The sequence below is a fragment of the Klebsiella sp. NPDC088457 genome (assembly GCF_044900465.1).
In the GTDB taxonomy this organism is placed as follows: domain Bacteria; phylum Pseudomonadota; class Gammaproteobacteria; order Enterobacterales; family Enterobacteriaceae; genus Klebsiella.
The window spans coordinates 20,419-41,596 of the sequence record NZ_JBJDNH010000033.1 but is presented as its reverse complement, the minus strand read 5'-3'; the positions used below and the strand labels follow the sequence as shown (position 1 = coordinate 41,596).

General features: G+C 60.2%; 12 protein-coding genes and 2 other RNA genes (1 of these 14 cut by a window edge). 5 read left to right on the top strand and 9 right to left on the bottom strand.

Annotation, left to right across the window (positions count from 1 at the left end; genetic code table 11):
- Positions 1-50: non-coding RNA, RtT sRNA (locus ACI2JR_RS19675), on the top strand (it extends 183 nt beyond the left edge of the window).
- A 46-nt stretch (positions 51-96) separates the two neighbouring features.
- A non-coding RNA gene (locus ACI2JR_RS19670) (RtT sRNA) lies at positions 97-229 on the top strand.
- 126 nt (positions 230-355) lie between these two features.
- On the opposite strand, the gene ACI2JR_RS19665 is transcribed toward ACI2JR_RS19670, so the two are convergent.
- Positions 356-799, bottom strand: coding sequence for an Lrp/AsnC family transcriptional regulator (locus ACI2JR_RS19665; RefSeq protein ID WP_132731435.1), 444 nt, complete (start codon positions 797-799; stop codon positions 356-358).
- Between the two features lie 107 nt (positions 800-906).
- On the opposite strand from ACI2JR_RS19665, the gene ACI2JR_RS19660 reads away from it, so the two are divergent.
- Positions 907-1,803, top strand: coding sequence for a DMT family transporter (locus ACI2JR_RS19660; RefSeq protein WP_462479268.1), 897 nt, complete (start codon positions 907-909; stop codon positions 1,801-1,803).
- A 19-nt stretch (positions 1,804-1,822) separates the two neighbouring features.
- Here ACI2JR_RS19660 and narI read toward each other — a convergent pair whose 3' ends face one another.
- From narI to ACI2JR_RS19635, 5 genes are all read right to left on the bottom strand, one after another.
- Positions 1,823-2,500 (bottom strand): respiratory nitrate reductase subunit gamma, encoded by a 678-nt coding sequence (gene narI / locus ACI2JR_RS19655; protein ID WP_462479267.1) that lies wholly within the window; start codon positions 2,498-2,500, stop codon positions 1,823-1,825.
- The gene (narJ, locus tag ACI2JR_RS19650) at positions 2,500-3,210 is read right to left on the bottom strand and encodes a nitrate reductase molybdenum cofactor assembly chaperone (RefSeq protein ID WP_132731432.1); all 711 of its coding nucleotides are present in this window, start codon (positions 3,208-3,210) and stop codon (positions 2,500-2,502) included. The genes narI and narJ overlap by 1 nt, the downstream gene beginning before the upstream one ends.
- Positions 3,207-4,742, bottom strand: coding sequence for a nitrate reductase subunit beta (gene narH, locus ACI2JR_RS19645; RefSeq protein ID WP_462479266.1), 1,536 nt, complete (start codon positions 4,740-4,742; stop codon positions 3,207-3,209). The genes narJ and narH overlap by 4 nt, the downstream gene beginning before the upstream one ends.
- Positions 4,739-8,482, bottom strand: coding sequence for a nitrate reductase subunit alpha (locus tag ACI2JR_RS19640; RefSeq protein WP_132731430.1), 3,744 nt, complete (start codon positions 8,480-8,482; stop codon positions 4,739-4,741). The genes narH and ACI2JR_RS19640 overlap by 4 nt, the downstream gene beginning before the upstream one ends.
- 412 nt (positions 8,483-8,894) lie before the next feature.
- Positions 8,895-10,286, bottom strand: a complete 1,392-nt coding sequence (locus ACI2JR_RS19635) for a NarK family nitrate/nitrite MFS transporter (RefSeq protein ID WP_462479265.1) — start codon at positions 10,284-10,286, stop codon at positions 8,895-8,897.
- A 311-nt stretch (positions 10,287-10,597) separates the two neighbouring features.
- On the opposite strand from ACI2JR_RS19635, the gene narX reads away from it, so the two are divergent.
- Both narX and narL read left to right on the top strand, forming a co-directional pair.
- Positions 10,598-12,376, top strand: coding sequence for a nitrate/nitrite two-component system sensor histidine kinase NarX (gene narX / locus ACI2JR_RS19630; RefSeq protein WP_462479264.1), 1,779 nt, complete (start codon positions 10,598-10,600; stop codon positions 12,374-12,376).
- A 10-nt stretch (positions 12,377-12,386) separates the two neighbouring features.
- On the top strand, positions 12,387-13,037 hold the full coding sequence (gene narL, locus ACI2JR_RS19625; protein WP_132731427.1) for a two-component system response regulator NarL: 651 nt from the start codon (positions 12,387-12,389) through the stop codon (positions 13,035-13,037).
- Here the strand turns inward: narL and ACI2JR_RS19620 are convergent.
- From ACI2JR_RS19620 to nirB, 3 genes are all read right to left on the bottom strand, one after another.
- A complete protein-coding gene (locus ACI2JR_RS19620; RefSeq protein ID WP_132731426.1) occupies positions 13,034-14,410 on the bottom strand; it encodes a YchO/YchP family invasin in 1,377 nt (458 codons plus the stop codon). The genes narL and ACI2JR_RS19620 overlap by 4 nt on opposite strands.
- Before the next feature lie 104 nt (positions 14,411-14,514).
- Entirely contained in the window at positions 14,515-17,115 is a 2,601-nt protein-coding gene (locus ACI2JR_RS19615; protein ID WP_462479263.1) for a molybdopterin-dependent oxidoreductase, read from the bottom strand.
- Positions 17,115-21,176, bottom strand: a complete 4,062-nt coding sequence (nirB, locus tag ACI2JR_RS19610; protein WP_462479262.1) for a nitrite reductase large subunit NirB — start codon at positions 21,174-21,176, stop codon at positions 17,115-17,117. Before nirB ends, ACI2JR_RS19615 begins: the two co-directional genes overlap by 1 nt.
- Between the last annotated feature and the right edge of the window lie 2 nt (positions 21,177-21,178).

The following is a 21,178-nucleotide window of genomic DNA, read 5'->3' as shown; positions in this document are numbered from 1 at the left end:
GCCCGAAGGGTGAGGAGCTTCAGCTCCGAATAATCCTTCCCCCACCACCATCCTTTTTTGATTACCCGTTACTCCCCAAAAATTCCGCCATCTTATATTCTGCCCATACGGGGAAGGATGAGAAGCTTCGACCAGGGTTCGGCTCGAGCGACAGCGAGAGAACGTTGCCGCAGGCAACGGCCCGAAGGGTGAGGAGCTTCAGCTCCGAATAATCCTTCCCCCACCACCATCCTTTTTTGATTACCCGTTACTCCCCAAAAATTCCGCCATCTTATACTCTGCCCATACAGGGAAGGATGAGAAGCTTCGACCAGGGGTAGCCCGGATAAGGCGTTTACGCCGCCATCCGGGGCAGTTACATCGGCGGCAGGCGCCGCGCTACCGGCGAGCTTTTGACCACCGAGGTATTACACTGGGCATGTTCCGCCAGACCATCCAGCAGCGTATCGAGCTGGGCGATATCGCGCACCACCAGCCGCATCACGAAGCAATCCTCCCCCGTGACCTTGTCACATTCAATGCATTCCGGCAGCGCCTGAATATATTTATCGACCTTCTGCAGCAGTCCCGGCAAGGGTTTGACGCGCACCAGCGCCTGCAGGGTATAGCCCAGCGCCGCCAGATTAACCCGGGCGCCGTATCCCTGAATGACCCCACGCTCCTCCAGCCGTTTCACCCGCTCGGCGGTACCCGGAGAGCTCAATCCCACCCGCGCGCTCAGTACCTTGAGCGAAATCCGCGCGTCTTCCGTCAGACAGGCCAGAATGGCGCGGTCGATATTGTCAATTAAGCATTCCATCCTCTTTACCTTATAAATAAAAGCAATATGGCTATTTTATCTTAGATCATGCATTTAAACCTGTCATCTGATTAACGACAATATCGGCATAACACTGGAGGGGAAAAATGACACACAAGCTGACAGGCGTCTGGCAAATGAGCCTGGCGATGATCATTTCCGGTTCGGTTGGCGTATTCGTCTTGCTTTCCGGTTTGCCGGTTATCGATGTGGTATTCTGGCGCTGCCTGATTGGCGCCCTGAGTTTATTCGGCTTTATCTCTCTCGGCCGGCGGCCTTTCGCCCCGTTAACCCGCCTGACGTTGCTGCTGGCGGTACTGGGCGGGATGGCCCTGGTCATCAACTGGCTGCTGCTGTTTGCGGCCTACGCGCGCATCTCCATCGGCATGGCTACCGTGGTCTACAACACGCAGCCGTTTATGCTGGTATTAATGGGCATATTAACTGGCGAACGGGTCAAGCCAATCAAATGGGCGTGGCTGGGGTTAGCGTTTATCGGCGTGGTGGTTCTGTTGTCGAGCGAGCTGGCGCAGCCGCACGGCGCTCAGCTGCTGGCGGGGATTGTTTTAGCCCTCGGCGCCGCCTTTTTCTATGCGTTGACGGCGATAATCACCCGGAAGCTGCACCCTCTTCCACCGCAGCATATTGCCTTTATTCAGGTGGTCGTCGGGACGATAATGCTGCTGCCGCTAGCGCACGTCCCGGATTTTTCTACCGCCTTCCCCTGGCACTATCTGTTGATTCTCGGCGTGGTCCATACCGGTATCATGTACCAGCTGCTGTATAGCGCGATTCAGAAACTCCCCACGCCCGTGACCGGCTCGCTCTCATTTATCTATCCGATAGTGGCGATTGTCGTCGATTATCTGGTCTTTGACCATGCGCTGGCGCCGGTGCAGTTCGCCGGCGGCGCGTTGATCCTGTTGGCGGCGGCGGGAAATAACCTGAGCTGGGGGGAAACGCTCTCGTTAAGTCACAAAAAACCCCGCCGTAGCGGGGTTTGATCGCCTGCAAGCGGCGCCATTAGCGGCGGGCGCGCACAATCTGGTATTTACGCGTCAGGTATTCTACCGGCGCGCTCCAGATGTGGACCAGGCGGGAGAACGGGAACAGCAGAAACAGCGTCATCCCCAGCACCAGGTGCACGCGGAAGATAAACGCCACGCCATCCAGATGCTGCGACGCCCCGCCGTGGAAGGTCACCACAGATTGCGCCCAGCCGACAAGTTTCATCATTTCACTGCCGTCCATATGCTGGGCAGAGAACGGAATCGTCAACAGGCCCAGCGCACACTGCACCATCAGCAGAGAGAGGATCAGGATATCCGCGCCGGTGGTCGTTGCGCGAACGCGCGGGCTGAACAGACGGCGTTTCAGCAGCAGCAAACCGCCCACCAGCGTCATCACGCCGCAGGCGCCGCCGGCAAACATCGCCATCTTCTGCTTAACATCGATCGGCAGGAACGATTCATACATCCAGTGCGGCGTCAGCATCCCAAGGAAGTGGCCGGCGAAAATACCCAAAATCCCGATGTGGAACAGATTAGACGCCAGGTTCATCCCTTTGCGGTCCAGCATCTGGCTGGAGGCCGCGCGCCAGGTATACTGGCCGTAGTCATACCGCAGCCAGCTGCCAATCAGGAACACCGACCCGGCAATGTACGGATAGATGTCAAAGAAGAACATATTCAGGAAGTGCATTATTGCTGTCCTCCGTTAGAGATATCTAAATATTGCGGGGCAACGGCTCCGGCAAAACGACGCTGGTGAGCGGCGATTTCTGACTCGCCGCAGCCCTTATCGGCAAAGAATTTCACCTGTTCTTCTTCCCACACCGCATCCAGCGCCTGCGGCGTATCGTCGCGGACCTCGTCGGCGATTTTTTCCGCCACTTTCTGGCTGTCGACCTGCGTCCTCGCCAGCTTCAGCAGCAGCTCAAACAGCACCGCATAGCGGCTGGCACGCTGCTGCAAACGCGCGCTGAGCAGACCGAGGATCGGCGCCACATCCTGCAGCCCGGCGATGGCTTCGCCCTCCGGCAGCTGCGCCAGATATTCCAGATACAGCGGCAGATGGTCCGGCAGTTCGCGGCTGTCGAGTTCTAAACCGTGGCGCTGGTATTGCGCCATCAGATCCACCATCGCCTGGCCGCGATCGCGAGATTCACCGTGGACGTGTTCAAACAGCAGCAGCGAGGTGGCGCGTCCGCGATCGAACAGTTCGCTGTAGGATGACTGGGCGTCGAGAATGTCCAGAGCGGTCAAATCGCGCAGGAAAACGCCCAGGCTCTGAGCATCTTCTTTGCTCAGCCTTTCCGATGTTGCCAGCGCCTCGAACATCTCCTGTTGATGCTGCCATAAGGCAGCATCAGGATACTCAAGCAGGCGCGACACGATGACGAGTTCAATCATGGGTGCGGCTCCGTTTTGCTGGTGACGTCGATAGCATCGATACGACGGCTGTTGAACAGGTTGAACTGGCTATCCGACCCGTGACACCCATCGCCAAAGGTAAAGCCGCAACCGCTTTTTTCCGGGAAGGCGTCGCGGGCCTGTTCGCGATGGCTGCTCGGTACCACGAAACGATCTTCGTAGTTGGCAATCGCCAGGTAGCGGTACATCTCCTGCGCCTGGGCTTCGGTCAGACCGACCTCCTCCAGCGCGCGGGTATCCACGACGCCATCAACGGTTTCCGCACGCTTAAAGTGACGCATCGCCAGCATACGTTTCAGCGCCAGCAGTACCGGCTGGGTATCCCCTGCGGTCAGCAGGTTCGCCAGGTACTGTACCGGAATACGCAGGCTTTCCACGTCCGGCAGGATCCCGTTGCTCCCCAGTTCCCCGGCATCCGCGGCCGACTGAATCGGTGACAGCGGCGGCACATACCAGACCATCGGCAACGTGCGGTATTCCGGGTGCAGCGGCAGCGCCAGCTTCCAGTCCATCGCCATTTTGTAAACCGGCGACTGCTGGGCGGCTTCGATAACCCCCTGCGGAACGCCGTCTTTCAGCGCCTGCTCGATAACTTTCGGATCATGCGGGTCAAGGAACACATCCAGCTGACGCTGGTACAGGTCTTTCTCATTTTCGGTACTTGCCGCATGTTCAATCGCATCCGCGTCATACAGCAGGACGCCGAGGTAACGAATACGACCGACGCAGGTTTCAGAGCAGACGGTCGGCATCCCGGACTCGATGCGCGGGTAGCAGAAAATGCACTTCTCGGACTTGCCGCTCTTCCAGTTGAAGTAGATCTTTTTGTACGGACAGCCGGTAATACACATCCGCCAGCCGCGGCACTTATCCTGGTCAATCAGGACGATCCCGTCTTCTTCCCGCTTGTAGATCGCCCCGCTTGGGCAGGTGGCGACACACGCCGGGTTCAGGCAATGTTCACACAGCCGCGGCAGATACATCATGAAGGTGTTTTCGAACTGGCCGTACATCGCTTTCTGCATGTTTTCGAAGTTCTGGTCTTTGGCGCGTTTTTCAAACTCGCCGCCCAGAATCTCTTCCCAGTTCGGACCGCTGGTGATCTTATCCATGCGCTGGCCGGTGATCAGCGATCGCGGACGGGCGATCGGCTGATGCTTGCTTTCCGGCGCGGTGTGCAGGTTCTGGTAGTCGTAGTCAAACGGCTCGTAGTAATCATCGATCCCCGGCAGATGCGGGTTGGCGAAGATTTTACCCAGCAGCATCGCCCGGTTCCCCATGCGCGGCTGCAGCTTGCCGTTGATTTTACGGATCCAGCCGCCCTTCCATTTTTGCTGGTTTTCCCAGTCGTTCGGGAACCCCACGCCGGGCTTACTTTCAACGTTGTTGAACCAGGCGTATTCCATCCCTTCACGACTGGTCCAGACGTTTTTACAGGTGACTGAGCAGGTGTGACAGCCGATGCATTTATCGAGATTCAGCACCATGCCGACTTGTGAACGAATTTTCATTTTACGCTCTCCTGTACCTGGTCATTACCTTCGCCGTCTAACCAGTTAATGTTCTTCATCTTCCGCACCACCACGAACTCATCACGGTTAGAGCCGACGGTGCCGTAATAGTTAAAGCCGTAAGCCAGCTGCGCATAGCCGCCGATCATATGCGTCGGTTTCGGCGTAATGCGGGTGACCGAGTTATGGATCCCGCCGCGCTGGCCGGTAATTTCCGATCCCGGCAGGTTCACGATACGTTCCTGGGCGTGGTACATCATGGTCATACCGGCCGGAACGCGCTGGCTGACGACGGCACGCGCGGTCAGGGCGCCGTTGCTGTTAAAGACCTCGATCCAGTCGTTATCCTCAATCCCCAGATCGTTAGCATCGGCTTCGCTCATCCAGACAATCGGCCCGCCGCGCGACAGCGTCAGCATCAGCAGGTTATCGCTGTAGGTCGAGTGGATCCCCCATTTCTGGTGCGGCGTCAGGAAGTTCAGCGCCTTCTCCGGGTTGCCGTTGGACTTCTCGCCCATGACCGCTTTCACCGAACGGGTATCGATCGGCGGACGGTAAACCAGCAGGCTTTCACCGAAGTCGCGCATCCACTGGTGATCCTGATACAGCGACTGGCGACCGGACAGGGTGCGCCACGGGATCAGCTCATGTACGTTGGTATAACCGGCGTTATAGGAGACGTGCTCATCTTCGAGGCCAGACCAGGTCGGGCTGGAGATGATTTTGCGCGGCTGAGCCTGAATATCGCGGAAGCGGATTTTTTCCTCTTCTTTGTTTTTCGCCAGATGGGTGTGATCGCGGCCGGTAAACTCGCTCAACGCCGCCCAGGCTTTCACCGCCACCTTACCGTTGGTTTCCGGCGCCAGGGTCAGGATCATCTCGGCGGCATCAATCGCCGTATTCAGCATCGGCTGGCCTTTCGCCGGGCCGTCCGCTTTGGTGTAGTTGAGCTTACGCAGCAGATCCATTTCGCTCTGGGTATTCCAGGCGATGCCTTTACCGCCGTTGCCGATGGTGTCCAGCAGCGGGCCAATCGAGGTAAAGCGTTCCCAGGTTGCCGGGTAGTCACGTTCAACCGGAATGATGTGCGGCGCGGTTTTCCCTGGGATCAGGTCGCATTCGCCTTTCTTCCAGTCGACAACGCCCATCGGCTGCGCCAGCTCTGCCGCCGAGTCGTGCTGAATCGGCAGCGTCACGACATCGGTCTCTTTCCCCAGATGGCCGACACAGACTTCGGAGAATTTCTTCGCGATGTCTTTATAGATTTCCCAGTCGCTTTTCGAATCCCACGCCGGGTCTACGGCAGCAGACAGCGGATGAATAAACGGATGCATATCCGAGGTATTCATGTCGTCTTTTTCATACCAGGTGGCGGTCGGCAGCACGATGTCGGAATAGAGGCAGGTGCTCGACAGACGGAAGTCCAGGGTCACCACCAGATCCAGCTTACCTTCCAGGCCATTATCGCGCCATTCCACCTCTTCCGGCTTCAGGCCGCCCTGCTCGCCCAGATCTTTGCCCTGAATACCGTGCTCGGTACCCAGCAGGTACTTCAGCATGTATTCGTGACCTTTACCGGAAGAGCCCAGCAGGTTGGAGCGCCAGATAAACAGGTTACGCGGATGGTTTTTGCCGTTCTCCGGCTGTTCGGCCGCAAAACGAATCGCGCCTTCTTTCAGCGCTTTAACGGTGTAATCCACCACGCTCATGCCCGCTTTCTTCGCCTCTTGTGCAATCCGCAGCGGGTTGGTCCCCAGCTGCGGCGCAGACGGCAGCCAGCCCATTCGTTCAGCACGGACGTTGAAGTCCAGCATATGGCCGCTGTAGCGCGATTTATCGGCCATCGGCGACAGCAGCTCCTGCGCGGTCACGGTCTCGTAACGCCACTGGCTGGAGTGGTTATAGAAGTAGGAGGTGCTGTTCATGTGGCGCGCCGGGCGCTGCCAGTCAAGGGCAAACGCCAGCGGCTGCCAGCCGGTCTGCGGACGCAGTTTTTCCTGGCCGACATAGTGCGCCCAGCCGCCGCCGCTCTGCCCCACGCAGCCGCAGAAGATCAGCATGTTGATCAGGCCGCGGTAGTTCATGTCCATGTGATACCAGTGGTTCAGACCGGCGCCGACGATGATCATCGAACGACCGTGGGTCTTATCGGCGTTATCGGCAAATTCACGCGCGGTACGGATGATGTGGGCGCGGGAAACGCCGGTAATCTGCTCCGCCCAGGCCGGCGTGTAGGCTTTCACATCATCGTAGCTGGCGGCGCAGTTCTCATCACCCAGGCCACGATCCAGGCCGTAGTTAGCCATGGTCAGATCGTAAATGGTGGTCACCAGGGCGGAAGACCCGTCGGCCAGCTGCAGGCGTTTGACCGGCAGTTTGTGCAGCAGAACATTTTCCAGCTCGACCTTATTGAAGTGCTCGCTACCGTCGCCGCCAAAGTATGGGAAGCCGACGTTGGCGATATCATCATGGCTGCCCAGCAGGCTCAGACGCAGCTCGATATCTTCGCCGGTTTTACCGTCGCGCTGCTCGAGGTTCCACTTACCTTTATCGCCCCAGCGGAAACCAATCGACCCGTTCGGTACGGTCATTGCGCCCTGCTCATCAAAGGCGACGGTTTTCCATTCCGGATTCTGCTCCTGGCCCAGCGCATCCACCAGATCGGCGGCGCGCACCATGCGGCCGGCGGCATAATAGCCGTCACGCTCTTCGAGCATAACCAGCATCGGCATGTCGGTGTAGCGGCGTACGTAGTCGGTAAAATAGTGGCTCGGTTTGTCGAGGTGGAACTCGCGCAGCATCACGTGGCCCATCGCCAGCGCCATCGCCGAGTCGGTCCCCTGCTTCGGCGCCAGCCACAGATCGCACAGCTTGGCGATTTCCGCGTAATCCGGCGTTACGGCCACGGTTTTGGTGCCTTTGTAGCGCACCTCGGTAAAGAAGTGGGCGTCCGGCGTACGGGTTTGCGGGACGTTGGAACCCCAGGCGATGATGTAGCTGGAGTTATACCAGTCGGCCGATTCCGGCACGTCGGTCTGCTCGCCCCAGGTCATCGGCGAGGCCGGCGGCAGATCGCAATACCAGTCGTAGAAGCTCAGGCAGGTGCCGCCAATCAGCGACAGGTAGCGCGCGCCGGAAGCGTAGGACACCATCGACATCGCCGGGATCGGCGAGAAGCCGGCAACGCGGTCCGGGCCATAGGTTTTCACGGTATAGACGTTGGATGCCGCAATCAGCTCATTGACTTCCTGCCAGGAAGAACGCACGAAGCCGCCGCGGCCACGCGCCTGCTTAAAGCTTTTGGCTTTATCGGCATCTTCAATAATGGAGGCCCATGCGGCAACCGGATCGCGATGCTGGACTTTCGCTTCACGCCACATTTTCATCAGGCGTTTACGCATCAGCGGATACTTGAGGCGGTTAGCGCTGTACAGGTACCAGGAGTAGCTGGCGCCGCGCGGGCAGCCGCGCGGTTCGTGATTGGGCATATCCGGGCGCGTACGCGGGTAGTCCGTCTGCTGGGTTTCCCAGGTGACGAGACCATTCTTAACATAAATTTTCCAGCTGCATGAGCCGGTGCAGTTTACACCGTGAGTGGAGCGCACAACTTTGTCGTGCTGCCAACGCTGGCGGTATCCATCCTCCCAGTCCCGGTTGGTTTTTAGAAGCTGGCCGTGCCCATCGGCAAAGGTTTCACCCTTCTGTTTGAAGTAGCGAAACCGGTCCAGGAATTTACTCATCGGGTTTCTCCTGTGTGGAGCCTGACGGCTCTCTGATAAATCGACATTGCTGGATTTGCAGCGAAGGTAACGCTATGAAAGAGGGCGAGAATTGATAACGATCAATGCGCTATGGCTTATAAAAAGCGGGAGAAATAGCAAATACCACCGAAGTGGTAGTGATTTATATTTTTTATCATTTTGTTTTTAAAGGAATTTCATGAATTACCGGCAAATAAGATGCGTCTTAGAGGCTCACCAAGGTATTAAGGGGTAGATATCCTTGTCGGTAGATAATTTCGCTACATGTCGGCGGCTGCCCGCTGAGCCTGTGGTGACTGATTAATGGGGCAAAACGTTTATCGCATTCAGCGCTAAAGCGATAAAAAAGGGCGCAATAAAAATTGCGCCCTGATATGGCTAAGGGTGCTGCTTAAGCGTTCTGTTTACGCCCGTAAACCGCCCAGGTGATGATCACGCAGGCGACGTAAAAAACGAAGAAAACCTTCATCGCGCCGGCCGGAGAACCGGTCAGATCCAGCGAAATACCGAACGCTTTCGGGATAAAGAAGCCGCCGATGGCGCCAATCGCCGAGATAAAGCCCAGCGCTGCCGCCGTATCGGTCGCCGCTTCACGCATCGCCTGCTCTTCGCTCCCTCCCTGCGCCTTGACGCGATCCAGCGTCATTTTACGGAAGATGACGGAAATCATCTGGAAGGTTGAAGCGCTCCCCAGACCGGCGGTCAGGAACAGCACCATAAACACGCCGAAGAAGGCGATAAAATTCCCCCCCACGCCATGCGTCGGCAGGGTCAGGAACAGCAGGCCGCTGAAGATAGCCATGACCACGAAGTTCACCAGCGTCACGCGGGTGCCGCCCAGACGGTCGGAGATAGTGCCGCCCATGGAACGCGCCAGCGCGCCGATAAACGGGCCGAAGAAGGCGAAATGCAGGATCTGGACGTCCGGGAACTGGGTTTTCGACAGCATGGCGAAGCCCGCGGAGAAACCAATAAACGAACCAAAGGTCGCCAGATACAGCAGGGCCATGATCCACAGGTGCGCGCGTTTCAGGACCGGCAGCTGTTCGCTCAGCGAGGCTTTAGAGGCCGAGAGATCGTTCATAAAGAACCACGCGGCCAGCGTCAGAACAACCAGGAACGGTACCCAAATCCAGGCGGCGTTTTCCAGATACAGAACGGAGCCGTCCGGCTGCACGGTGCCGGTGCCGCCGAAGACGGCAAAAATTGACAGCGAAACCACCAGCGGCGCAACCAGCTGCATCACGCTGACGCCCATGTTGCCGAGGCCGCCGTTAATGCCCAGAGCGCCCCCCTGCTTCTGCTTAGGGAAGAAGAAGCTGATGTTGGCCATGCTGGAGGCAAAATTGGCCCCGGCAAAGCCGCAAAGCAAAGAGATAATGACAAAGGTGCTAAACGGCGTCGAGGTATCCTGCACCGCGAAGCCCAGCCATACGCAAGGTACGATCATGATGCCGGTACTGAATGCGGTCCAGCGACGGCCGCCAAACAGCGGTACCATAAAGGCATAAGGAACGCGCAATAACGCCCCCGACAGCGCCGGGAGCGCCGTCAGCATAAACAGCTGGTCAGTGGTAAACTGAAAGCCGACCTTATTCAGGTTAACCGCCACCGCACTGAACAACATCCAGACGCAGAACGCCAGCAAAAGACAGGGAACGGAGATCCACAGATTTCGGCTCGCCACGCGGTGGCCGCGCTGTTGCCAAAACTCGGGATCTTCAGGACGCCAGTCGGTAATGACTGAAGTACTGGCCTTCTCCGGTAGGGAAGATTGACGCATAAATACCTCTGATTATTCATATATCCTGCCGCTACATTAGGGGTTACCGGTGGCGGTAAGTTGATATAAATCAAAGGAAAAGGGGTCATTAAATTGCTTAAAAAAAAATCATTATCCGAAGTGAGTAGTCTTTTTCGCCAAAAAAAGTGTGGTTTTTCACATGGCTGCCGGGTTTAGACGATCGCCGCCTGCTCAACTACCCACCACCGACAATTAAGGGGTAATCCCTTATGGGTATGGGTATACTCCATGGGATATCCGAGAATAGTCGCCACTCCCGGATGGTTTGCCGGTCAGGAGCCACGCATTGTATGTTAAAACGTCTTTTTACCCCGCTTACGTTGGTCAATCAACTGGCGTTAATCGTGCTGCTATCGACGGCGATTGGCGTAGCAGGCATCGGTATCTCCGCCCGCCTGGTGCACGGCGTGCAGGGCAGCGCCCATGCGATCAATAAAGCCGGGTCGCTAAGGATGCAAAGCTATCGTCTGCTGGCAGCCGTCCCCCTTAAGGCGGGCGACAGCAGATTACTCGATGAGATGACCGCCACCGTATTCAGCGAAGAGCTGCAAAATGCCGCCCTGAGGGACGGCCAGCAGAACCAGCTTAAATCCCTGCAGCAATACTGGCAGCAGGAGCTGGCTCCGGGCATGAAGCGCGCGCAGAATCAGGCCAGCGTGGCGACCGATGTCGCCGGTTTTGTCAATCGGATAGACCACCTGGTCACCTCTTTTGACCATACCACCGAGCAGCGCATCCGCTACGTCGTCTGGCTGCAGCGGGTGATGGCTATCGGCATGGCGCTGCTGTTCCTGTTTACCATCGTCTGGCTGCGAGCGCGGCTGTTGCGCCCGTGGAAACAGCTGCTGGCGATGGCTCGGGCGGTCAGCCATCGTGATTTTACCCAGCGCGTCCATATCAGCGGCCGCAATGAGATGGCCAGCCTCGGTATGGCGCTGAATAACATGTCGGAAGAGCTGGCGGAAAGCTATTCCGTGCTCGAACGGCGGGTGCAGGAGAAAACCGCCGGGCTGGAGCAGAAAAACGAAATCCTCGCCTTTTTGTGGCAGGCTAACCGTCGCCTGCACTCCAGCGCGCCGCTGTGCGAGCGCATTTCGCCGGTGCTCAACGGCCTGCAGGGATTGACCCTGCTGCGTGATATCGAAGTTCGGGTTTATGACTGCGAAGATGAAGACAATCACCAGGAGTTTGCCTGTCATTCGGACATCCAGTGCGATGACAAAGGCTGCTATCTCTGCCCGCGCGATCTGCCGCCGCTGCCGGACGCCGGCGCCACGCTGAAATGGCGGCTGTCCGATGCCCACAATCAGTATGGGATCCTGCTGGCCACGCTGCCGGCGGGTCGCCACCTGAGCCACGATCAGCAGCAGCTGGTCGATACACTGGTCGAACAGCTGACCTCCACGCTCGCGCTGGACAGACATCAGGAGCATCAGCAGCAGCTGATCGTGATGGAGGAACGCGCGACCATCGCCCGCGAACTGCACGATTCCATCGCCCAGTCGCTCTCCTGCATGAAGATGCAGGTCAGCTGTCTGCAGATGCAGGGCGAAAATCTGCCGCCGGAGAGCCGCGAACTGCTGGGCCAGATCCGCAACGAGCTGAACACCTCCTGGGCGCAGCTGCGGGAGCTGCTGACCACCTTCCGGCTGCAGTTAACCGAAGCGGGGCTGCGCCCGGCGCTGGAAGCCAGCTGCCAGGAATATAGCGCGCATTTCGGCTTTACGGTACAGCTGGATTACCAGCTGCCGCCGCGTTTTGTCCCGTCTCATCAGGCGATCCACGTGCTGCAAATCGCCCGTGAGGCGCTGAGCAATGCGTTAAAGCATGCGCAGGCAACGGAAGTCACCGTCACCGTCTCGCTGCGGGATAATCAGGTCCGGATGGTGGTGGCGGATAACGGCCGCGGCGTGCCGGACCATGCTGAACGCAGTAACCATTACGGCTTAATCATTATGCGGGATCGCGCCCAGAGTTTGCGCGGAGACTGCCAGGTCCGTCGCCGGGAAACGGGCGGCAGCGAAGTGGTCGTCACCTTTATCCCGGAAAAAACGTTTTCAATCCAATAAGGAGAACCCTATGAGTCAACAGGAACGGGCAACCATCCTTCTCATTGACGATCACCCGATGCTGCGCACCGGGGTCAAACAGCTCGTTAGCATGGCCAATGATATTCAGGTCATTGGCGAGGCCAGCAATGGCGAACAAGGCATCGCGCTGGCGGAGACGCTGGATCCCGACCTGATCCTGCTGGATCTCAACATGCCGGGGATGAACGGGCTGGAGACTCTCGATAAGCTGCGGGAGAAATCACTCTCTGGCCGGGTGGTCGTCTTCAGCGTCTCCAACCACGAAGAGGACGTGGTTACGGCGTTAAAACGCGGCGCCGACGGCTACCTGCTGAAGGATATGGAGCCGGAAGATCTGTTAAAAGCGCTGCAGCAGGCGGCCGCGGGCGAGATGGTGCTCAGCGAAGCCTTAACGCCGGTGCTGGCGGCCAGCCTGCGCGCCAACCGCGCCACCTCCGATCGCGATATCAGCCAGCTGACGCCGCGCGAGCGCGATATTCTCAAGCTGATTGCCCAGGGGCTGCCGAACAAAATGATCGCCCGTCGTCTGGAGATCACCGAAAGTACCGTGAAGGTGCACGTGAAGCATATGCTGAAGAAAATGAAGCTCAAATCGCGGGTTGAAGCCGCGGTATGGGTACATCAGGAGCGGATTTTCTAAGGCGTCCCCTGCCAGGTGACGCCGTCGGCCGAGAATTTTACCAGCGGCTCGGTCAGCGCCAGGGCGATCTCATTGGATGAGACGCGCTGACCCGTTTTATCTTCCACCACCACCGACAGATGCCACACGTTGCTTGCGCCCGGCTCGCTGTTCCACACCGGTAGAATCACGCTCCAGCCGTCCGGGCTATTGGCATCCACCGGCGATGTTAAGCTCAGCTGCCGGGTATCGCCCTGCCATTTCAGCGACTTTATGCCATGCAGACTGCGAATTTGCAGCTTCAGCTGTACCGTTTCCCCTGACTGCAAATCCCACGGCGGCGTCGCCAGATAGACCGAGAGCGATTTACGCTGACGATATTCGACCACCGGCAGATTATCGCGTTCCGGGCTGTCGTAACGGCTGCCGCGCAGAGAGCGGCTGATCGCCACCTCATCGGCCGCCAGTTGCTGCTTGAGCGGCACGCCAAAGCGGTAATTCAAATTCAGACCGACGTTGTTCTGACTCAGCCCGCTTTCACCCTGCTTATGCTTGGCCGTGACCGTCACCAGCGGGACCGGCGTGTAGTTCAGCCCTACCGAGACCGCAACCGGGTTATGGTAGCCGGTACCCGAGTGGAACAGATCGACGCTATCGCCAAAATATTGCTCAACGCTGACGCTGGTATTGATATGCTGGTAGAACGGCAGTCGCGCCTGGGCGGTGACATCGTAACCGGTCGCCATACGCTGCTCCTGGGTCAGGCTATCGCCGCGTTGCCAGCTCCCCAGAGGATGGTAATAGTTGGCCGACAGACGCAAATACTCGCCCCACGCCTCGGCGCCGAGACTACCCCGCGCCAGGCTCTCGTCCAGCACTTTGTCGTAGAACGAGTTGTAGCCAAGCAGCCACTCCCCCATCCGCCAGCGCTGCCCCAGGCCGATATTCCCCACCAGGTCTTTTTCCCGCTGGGTCACCGAATACTGATTCCAGGTCAGATAATCGCCGTTATCCTGTAACGGGACAAACCAGCTGCCTTTGCTGCCGGTAAAGTTACCCGCTTTATCGACCAGCAGATCGACATTGGCGTTGCCCCACGGCGATAGCCAGCTTTCCAGCTGGTGGCTCACCTCGCTGCCAAGCTTGCCAATCGCCAACATCCGCGCCTGTTCACCGGTGGTCAGGCCATTATCGCTCATACTGGCCTCACCAAATTTTTTGGCCATTTCGGCAAAATGCCGGGCGTCGTCGTCAACCTGCGGAGCGATACCGAGATCCGGCAGCGCCGCCTGTTTTTCACTGAACGCATTGCTGTCCTGCAGGGCACGTACGGGTCCCCCTGCCAGCAGCAAGAGGAGGGGAAGGGTTGGAATAACGCGGGACGACAAAAACATTAAATGGGTTACGTTAACTCACGACGAATGGTCACAAACGCTAAGTTTACCGTTTTTTGCCCGCCCCCGCAGTCCTTGGGCCAATTCCAGGAATATACCGAACGTTACACCCGCGCGTTGTTCTCCGCCAGCAGCGCCTTCAGTTCCGGGATACAGGAGCCGCAGTTGGTCCCGCATTTGAGCGCTGCCCCCAGCTCGCCTGGCGTGCGACAGCCGCCGGCGATAGCCTCGCTGATGGCCCGTTCACCGATGCTAAAGCAGCTACAGATAATCCGCCCGGCCGGGACGACGTCGCCGCCCTTCCTGCCGCTCAGCAGCGCGTGACGAAGCGCCGGGTTTGGCGGCGGCGTACGAAACGCGTCGGCGATCCACTCCGCGTCGATCGTCGGTGCGCAGGCGTCGCTCCACCAGCCCAGCATCAGCGTCCCCTGGCGCCAGGCCAGCAGGTTCCACACCGCTCCAGCCTGCGCGACCTGAAGTTGCCACCCCTGCTGCTGACACCAGGCGGTGAGCCATTCGCGTGGATTTTTCTCTCCGGCTAAAGAGAGATGGCTCACTCCCGCCGCCGCCCGACGCCGCCAGTGGACCGAGGCGGGCAGCGGAACCGGCTGGCGACAAAACAGCTCCCCCTGCCAGGCGGGGCGCCACGGCGCGATCGCCACCGCCACCTGTTTGCTCTCCGGCTGCCCGGACCAGGGATCGGTCACCGCGGTCAGCAGGTCGTTTACCCGCCCCTGGCGAGCAAACTGATTATTCCAGTGCATCGGTACAAACAGCGAACCGGGACGCTGTCCGCTGGCAACGATCACTTTAGCCACCATCACCCCGTTAGGCGACCAGATCCGCGCCAGCGCCCCCTCCTGCAGCTGCAGGCGCCGGGCGTCCGTGGGGGCGACTTCCACCACCGGTTCGGCGATATGCTGCATCAGACGCGGAACGGCGCCGGTACGGGTCATGGTGTGCCATTGATCGCGGATGCGGCCGCTGTTGAGGATCAGCGGGTAAAAAGCATCGGGTACGGCCCGCGTCCCCTGCGGGGTTACCGGCACCATGCGTAATTGGCCATCGCCATGCCAGCCTCGCTGTAAATTGAGCTCCGCGCCGCTGCGGCTGACCGGCCAGCGTACCGGCGCCAGCCGATCCCACGCCTCGCGGCTGAGCTCCGCCAGCCCGCCGATATCAAACGCCCGCTGGCCGTGGTTTTCAAACCCCGAGAGCGCCGCATGTTCGCTGAACACATCGTGCGGGTGCTGCCAGGCAAAGGCCGCGCCGAAGCCCAGCTGTCGGGCGACGCGGGAGATAATCCACCAGTCGGCTTTCGCCTCCCCCGGCGGCGGTAGAAAGCTGCGCTGGCGGGAGATACGTCGCTCGGAATTGGTCACGGTGCCGTTTTTTTCGCCCCACGCCAGCGCCGGAAAGCGAATATGTGCGAAACGCCCGGTATCCGTTGCGGCGGTAACATCGGAGACCATCACCAGCGGGCAGGCGGCCAGCGCCTGGCTCACCGCGTGGCTGTCCGGCAGAGAGACCACCGGATTGGTCCCCATTATCCATACCGCTTTCACTTCGCCGCGACCGATGGCGGCAAACAGATCCACCGCCGTCAGCCCCGGCGTCTGCGCCAGCCGTTCGGTACCCCAGAAACGCGCGAGGCGCTGCAGATCCTGCGGCTCAAAATTCATATGGGCGGCGAGCATCGTCGCCAGCCCCCCCACCTCACGGCCGCCCATGGCATTTGGCTGTCCGGTCAGCGAAAACGGCCCGCAGCCCGCGCGGCCATATTTGCCGCTGGCAAGATGGACATTAATGATGGCATTGCACTTGTCGCTGCCGCTGGCCGACTGATTGATCCCCATGGTGTACAGGGTGATGGCGCGCGGCGCGGCGATAAAGTCGCGGTAGAACGCCGCAACCTGATGCGCCTCAAGGCCGCAAAACTCCGCCACTTTGTCGATGCTCCATTCCCCCGCCGCCGCCAGCGCCTGCTGCTGGTCGCGAAAGCCGCGGGTCAGCTCGCCCGCGCCGGCGATAGCGTGGAGTAAGCCGACAAACAGCCCGCCATCGCTGCCGGGCGCCAGCGCCAGATGGGTATCGGCAATATCGCAGGTGGCGGTCCGCCGGGGGTCAATCACCACCACCTTCAGCTGCGGATTATCCCGCTTTGCCTGCACCAGCCGCTGGTAGAGCACCGGATGGGCCCAGGCGGCGTTCGACCCCACCAGCACCACCAGATCGCTGTTTTCCACATCCTCATAGCTGCACGGCACCACATCGGCGCCGAAGGCGCGCTTGTAGCCGGTGACCGCCGAGGACATACACAGTCGAGAGTTGGTATCGATATTGGCCGCGCCGATAAACCCCTTCATCAGCTTATTCGCCGCGTAATAGTCCTCGGTTAACAGCTGACCGGAGGCATAAAACGCCACCGCCTGCGGCCCGTACCGATCGATAATCTCCCGCAGCCGCGAACCGGCAGCCGCCAGCGCCTGCGGCCAGCTGACCGCCACGCCATCCAGCTCAGGCATCAGCAGGCGTCCTTCCAGAGCGGTGGTTTCCCCGAGCGCCGCGCCTTTAACGCACAGGCGACCAAGGTTCGCCGGATGCTGCCCATCGCCCCGAACGCTGACCTGACCGTCGGCCTCCACGCGCGCCAGCACGCCACAGCCCACCCCACAGTAGGGGCACGTGGTCCGGGTTTCCGTCATCAGGAAGCCTCCGCCCGCGCCAGCAGCGCCTGGTTGCCGACCCACACCTTGCCGTTTTCCACCTTCACCGGCCAGGCGCGTACCGCCGGTTCACCGCCGTCACACGGGCGGCCATCGCGCAGGCGGATGCGGTGTTTATACAGCGGGGAGATCACAATCGGCTCGCCGCCGGCATCGCCCAGAATACCGCGCGACAGCACGTTGGCCTCGCTGCCCGGCTCCAGGTTATCGAGGGCGTAGACCTGCTCGCCAAAGCGAAACAGCGCAATCTGGCGTTCGCCGAGCCGGGCGCCGATCCCTGCCTGCGCGGGAATCGACTCAAGATCGCAAATGGCCTGCCACGGGCGATTTGATGGTGCGGCATCATGATTCGGGGACGCGGCGATGAGCTGCGGCTGACCGCGTAAGGTTTGCCGCTGTACCGCTTCGTCCGGCTGCTCGCTGTTGACATAGGAGCGGAACAGCGCCAGCCGCTGCGGATCGTTAAGAGTGGTCTGCCATTCGCACTGGTAGCTCGCCACCACCCGCGCCATCTCCTGCTCCAGCTCCTCGCCGATCCCGAGGCGGTCTTCAAGGATCACCTCACGCAGATAGTCGAGCCCGCCTTCGAGATTATCCATCCAGGTGCTGGTGCGCTGCAGACGGTCGGCGGTGCGGATATAAAACATCAGCAGGCGGTCGACGGTGCGGATCAGCGTCGCCTCATCCAGATCGCTGGCGAACAGATCGGCATGTCGCGGCTTCATGCCGCCGTTGCCGCAAACGTAGAGATTCCAGCCTTTTTCGGTGGCAATCACCCCGATATCCTTCCCCTGAGCCTCGGCGCATTCGCGGGTACAGCCGGAGACCGCCATTTTGATCTTATGCGGAGCCCGCAGCCCCTTGTAGCGATGCTCGAGGGTAACCGCCAGCCCCGTCGAATCCTGGACGCCATAGCGACACCAGGTCGACCCGACGCAGGATTTCACCGTGCGCAGCGATTTGCCGTAGGCGTGACCGGTTTCAAAACCGGCTTCCGCCAGTTCGCGCCAGATAGCCGGCAGCGTCTCCAGCCGGGCGCCAAACAGATCGATACGCTGACCGCCGGTAATTTTACTGTACAGCTGATAGCGTTTAGCAATCTGTCCGATGGCGATCAGCCCGTCCGGGGTCACCTCCCCGGCCGCCATCCGCGGGACGACCGAATAGGTGCCGTCTTTCTGGATATTGGCGAAGTAGCGATCGTTGGTATCCTGCAGCGGCAAATGCGCCGGTTTGAGCAGATATTCATTCCAGCAGGAGGCCAGCACCGAGGCCACCAGCGGCTTACAGATTTCGCAGCCGTGCCCCTGTCCATAGCGGCTAATCAGCTGTTCAAAGCTGCGGATATGGTTCACCCGCACCAGGTGATAAATCTCCTGGCGCGACCACGGGAAGTGTTCGCAGATATCTTTTTTGACCTCCACGCCCTGCGCCGCAAGTTGATACTCCATGACCTGTTTGACCAGGGCGCTGCATCCCCCGCAGCCGGTCGCGGCTTTGGTGCCGCTTTTTATCGCCGCGATATCGCCGGCGCCCGCGCTGACCGCCTGACAGATATCGCCTTTGCTGACGTTGTGGCACGAGCAGATCTGCGCGCTGTCCGGCAGCGCCGCCACCCCCAGCGCTTTCGGCGCGCTCCCCTCCAGGGCGGGCAGTATCAGGCTTTCCGGGCGCGCAGGCAGCGCCATCGCGTTAAGCATCATCTGCAGCAGCGTGGCATAATCGCTGGCGTCGCCCACCAGGACGCCGCCCAGCAGCGTTTTACCATCCTGGCTGACGACGATTTTCTTGTAGATTTGTTCCGGGCCATGGGTCCATTGATAGCTCTGGCAGCCGGGCGTACGCCCCTGCGCATCGCCGAAAGAGGCCACATCGATACCCAGCAGCTTCAGCCTGGTACTCATATCGGCCCCGCTGAAACTCGCCTCATCCCCGGCCAGTTCCGCCGCCGCCGTTCTCGCCATCTGGTAGCCCGGGGCCACCAGGCCATAGATTTTGTTCTCCCACAGCGCGCACTCGCCAATCGCCAGCACGTCCGGATCAGAGGTCCGACACTGATTATCGATGCGGATCCCGCCGCGCTCGCCAAGCGCCAGCCCGCTGGCGCGCGCCAGCGTATCCTGCGGGCGAATGCCGGCGGAGAACACCACCATATCGGTAGCCAGCGATTCGCCATCGGCAAAATTCAGCACCAGGCCGTCAGCCTGGCGCACGATAGCCTGCGTCGATTTGCTGGTGTGCACCCCGACGCCAATATCGTTGATTTTTTCCCGCAGCATCGCCGCCCCCGGTTCGTCGAGCTGAACCGCCATCAGGTTCGGCGAAAATTCCACCACATGGGTTTCGAGCCCCAGCTGCCTGAGCGCATTAGCGGCCTCCAGTCCCAGCAGACCGCCGCCAATCACCACCCCGCGTTTTGCCGTGCTGGCACAGGCGGCAATGCGGTCGAGGTCGTCCAGCGTGCGGTAGACAAAGCAGCCGTCCAGGTCATGGCCCGGCACCGGCGGCACGAAGGGGTATGACCCGGTCGCCAGCACCAGCTTGTCCCAGTGCGTCTCATGCCCATGAGCATCACGGACGACCCGCGCCTCGCGGTCAATGGCGGCGACGGGTGCAGACAGACGCAGTTCAATCCCGTGCTGGCTGAAGAAATCGCCCTCCACCAGCGACAGCGAGGCTGCGCTGCGGCCGGCAAAATATTCCGATAAATGCACCCGGTCGTAGGCGGCATAGCGCTCTTCGCCAAACACCACGATCCGAAACTGTTGATGCAGGTTCCGGCTGACGCATTGCTCAAGAAAATGGTGGCCGACCATGCCGTGGCCGACCAGCACCAAAGTAGGTTTTGTCATAGTGGGTTGTCCTGCAGCGCGTGGCTGCGTTGAAGAAGGGTCGAAAAGCCAGTCTGTCGGCGCATTGGCCCCCAGCTGAGCCGTTAGCGGCGCCGCGTTTGCGCAGTCGCCAAACAGTAAAACGCCGCGCAGTTTGCCGTCGCGGACCAGCAAGCGACGGTAGTGGTGAGCCAGCGGATCCCAGCTGGTCCACAGTTCATCCCGCTCCGTCGCCTGCAGCTCACCGGCGCTGAACAGCGCAATGCCGGTGACCTTCAGGCGGGTACCGCTGTCCTGCCAGCTAAAATCCTCGTCCGGCGTGCCGCATAGCCGCCCGGCCAGTACCTCGGCCTGACGCAGGCAGGGGGCGACCAGTCCCCAGGTCTGGCCGTCAATTTCGCAACATTCGCCAATGGCGCTGATTCCCGGCAGCGCGGTCGCCATCTGGCGATCGACGATGATGCCGCGGCGGCACGCTATGCCGCTGCGCTGCGCCAGCTGAATATGGGGGCGTACCCCGGTCGCCAGCACGACGCGACGGGCGGCAAACGTCCGGCCGTCCTCCAGCACGACGTCATGCTCGCGGATGGCGGCGATAGTGCAGCCCGTCACGCACTCAATCCCCCGCTCTGCCAGCTGCTGCCGGAGCTGCTGCCCGGCAAACTCATCGGTTTGCTGTTCCATCAGCCAGCCGCCGCGATGAAGTAACGTCACCTTGTCACCCTGGCGCTGTAATGCCGCTGCCGCCTCGACGCCCAGCACCCCGCCGCCGATCACCACCGCCGGCCCGCCGGTCGCCAGAATGGCGGCCACGTCGCTAAAGGTACGAAAGCCATAGACGTGCGGCAGCTCAGCTCCGGGTAGCGGCGGAATGAAGGCCTGCGAGCCGGTGGCGAAGATCAGCTCGTCCCAGCGCAGTTCGCCCCGGGTCGTGCGCAGAGTGCGCGCCTCGACATCAACCTCCCGCGCCGACTCCCCAAGCCGCACCGTCACGTCGTGCTGCTGATACCACCGGGCGGGCAGCAGCAGCGTCTGGTCCAGCGTTTTTTCCCCGCCTAACACCGGCGACAGCTGGATACGGTTATAGGCCGGGTACGGTTCATCGCCGATGATGGTTATCTGAAATCGCCCCTCCCCCCGCGCCACCAGCGTTTCCGCCAGCCGGGTAGCCGCCATACCGTTGCCGATAATCACCAGATGCCGCTTCATCC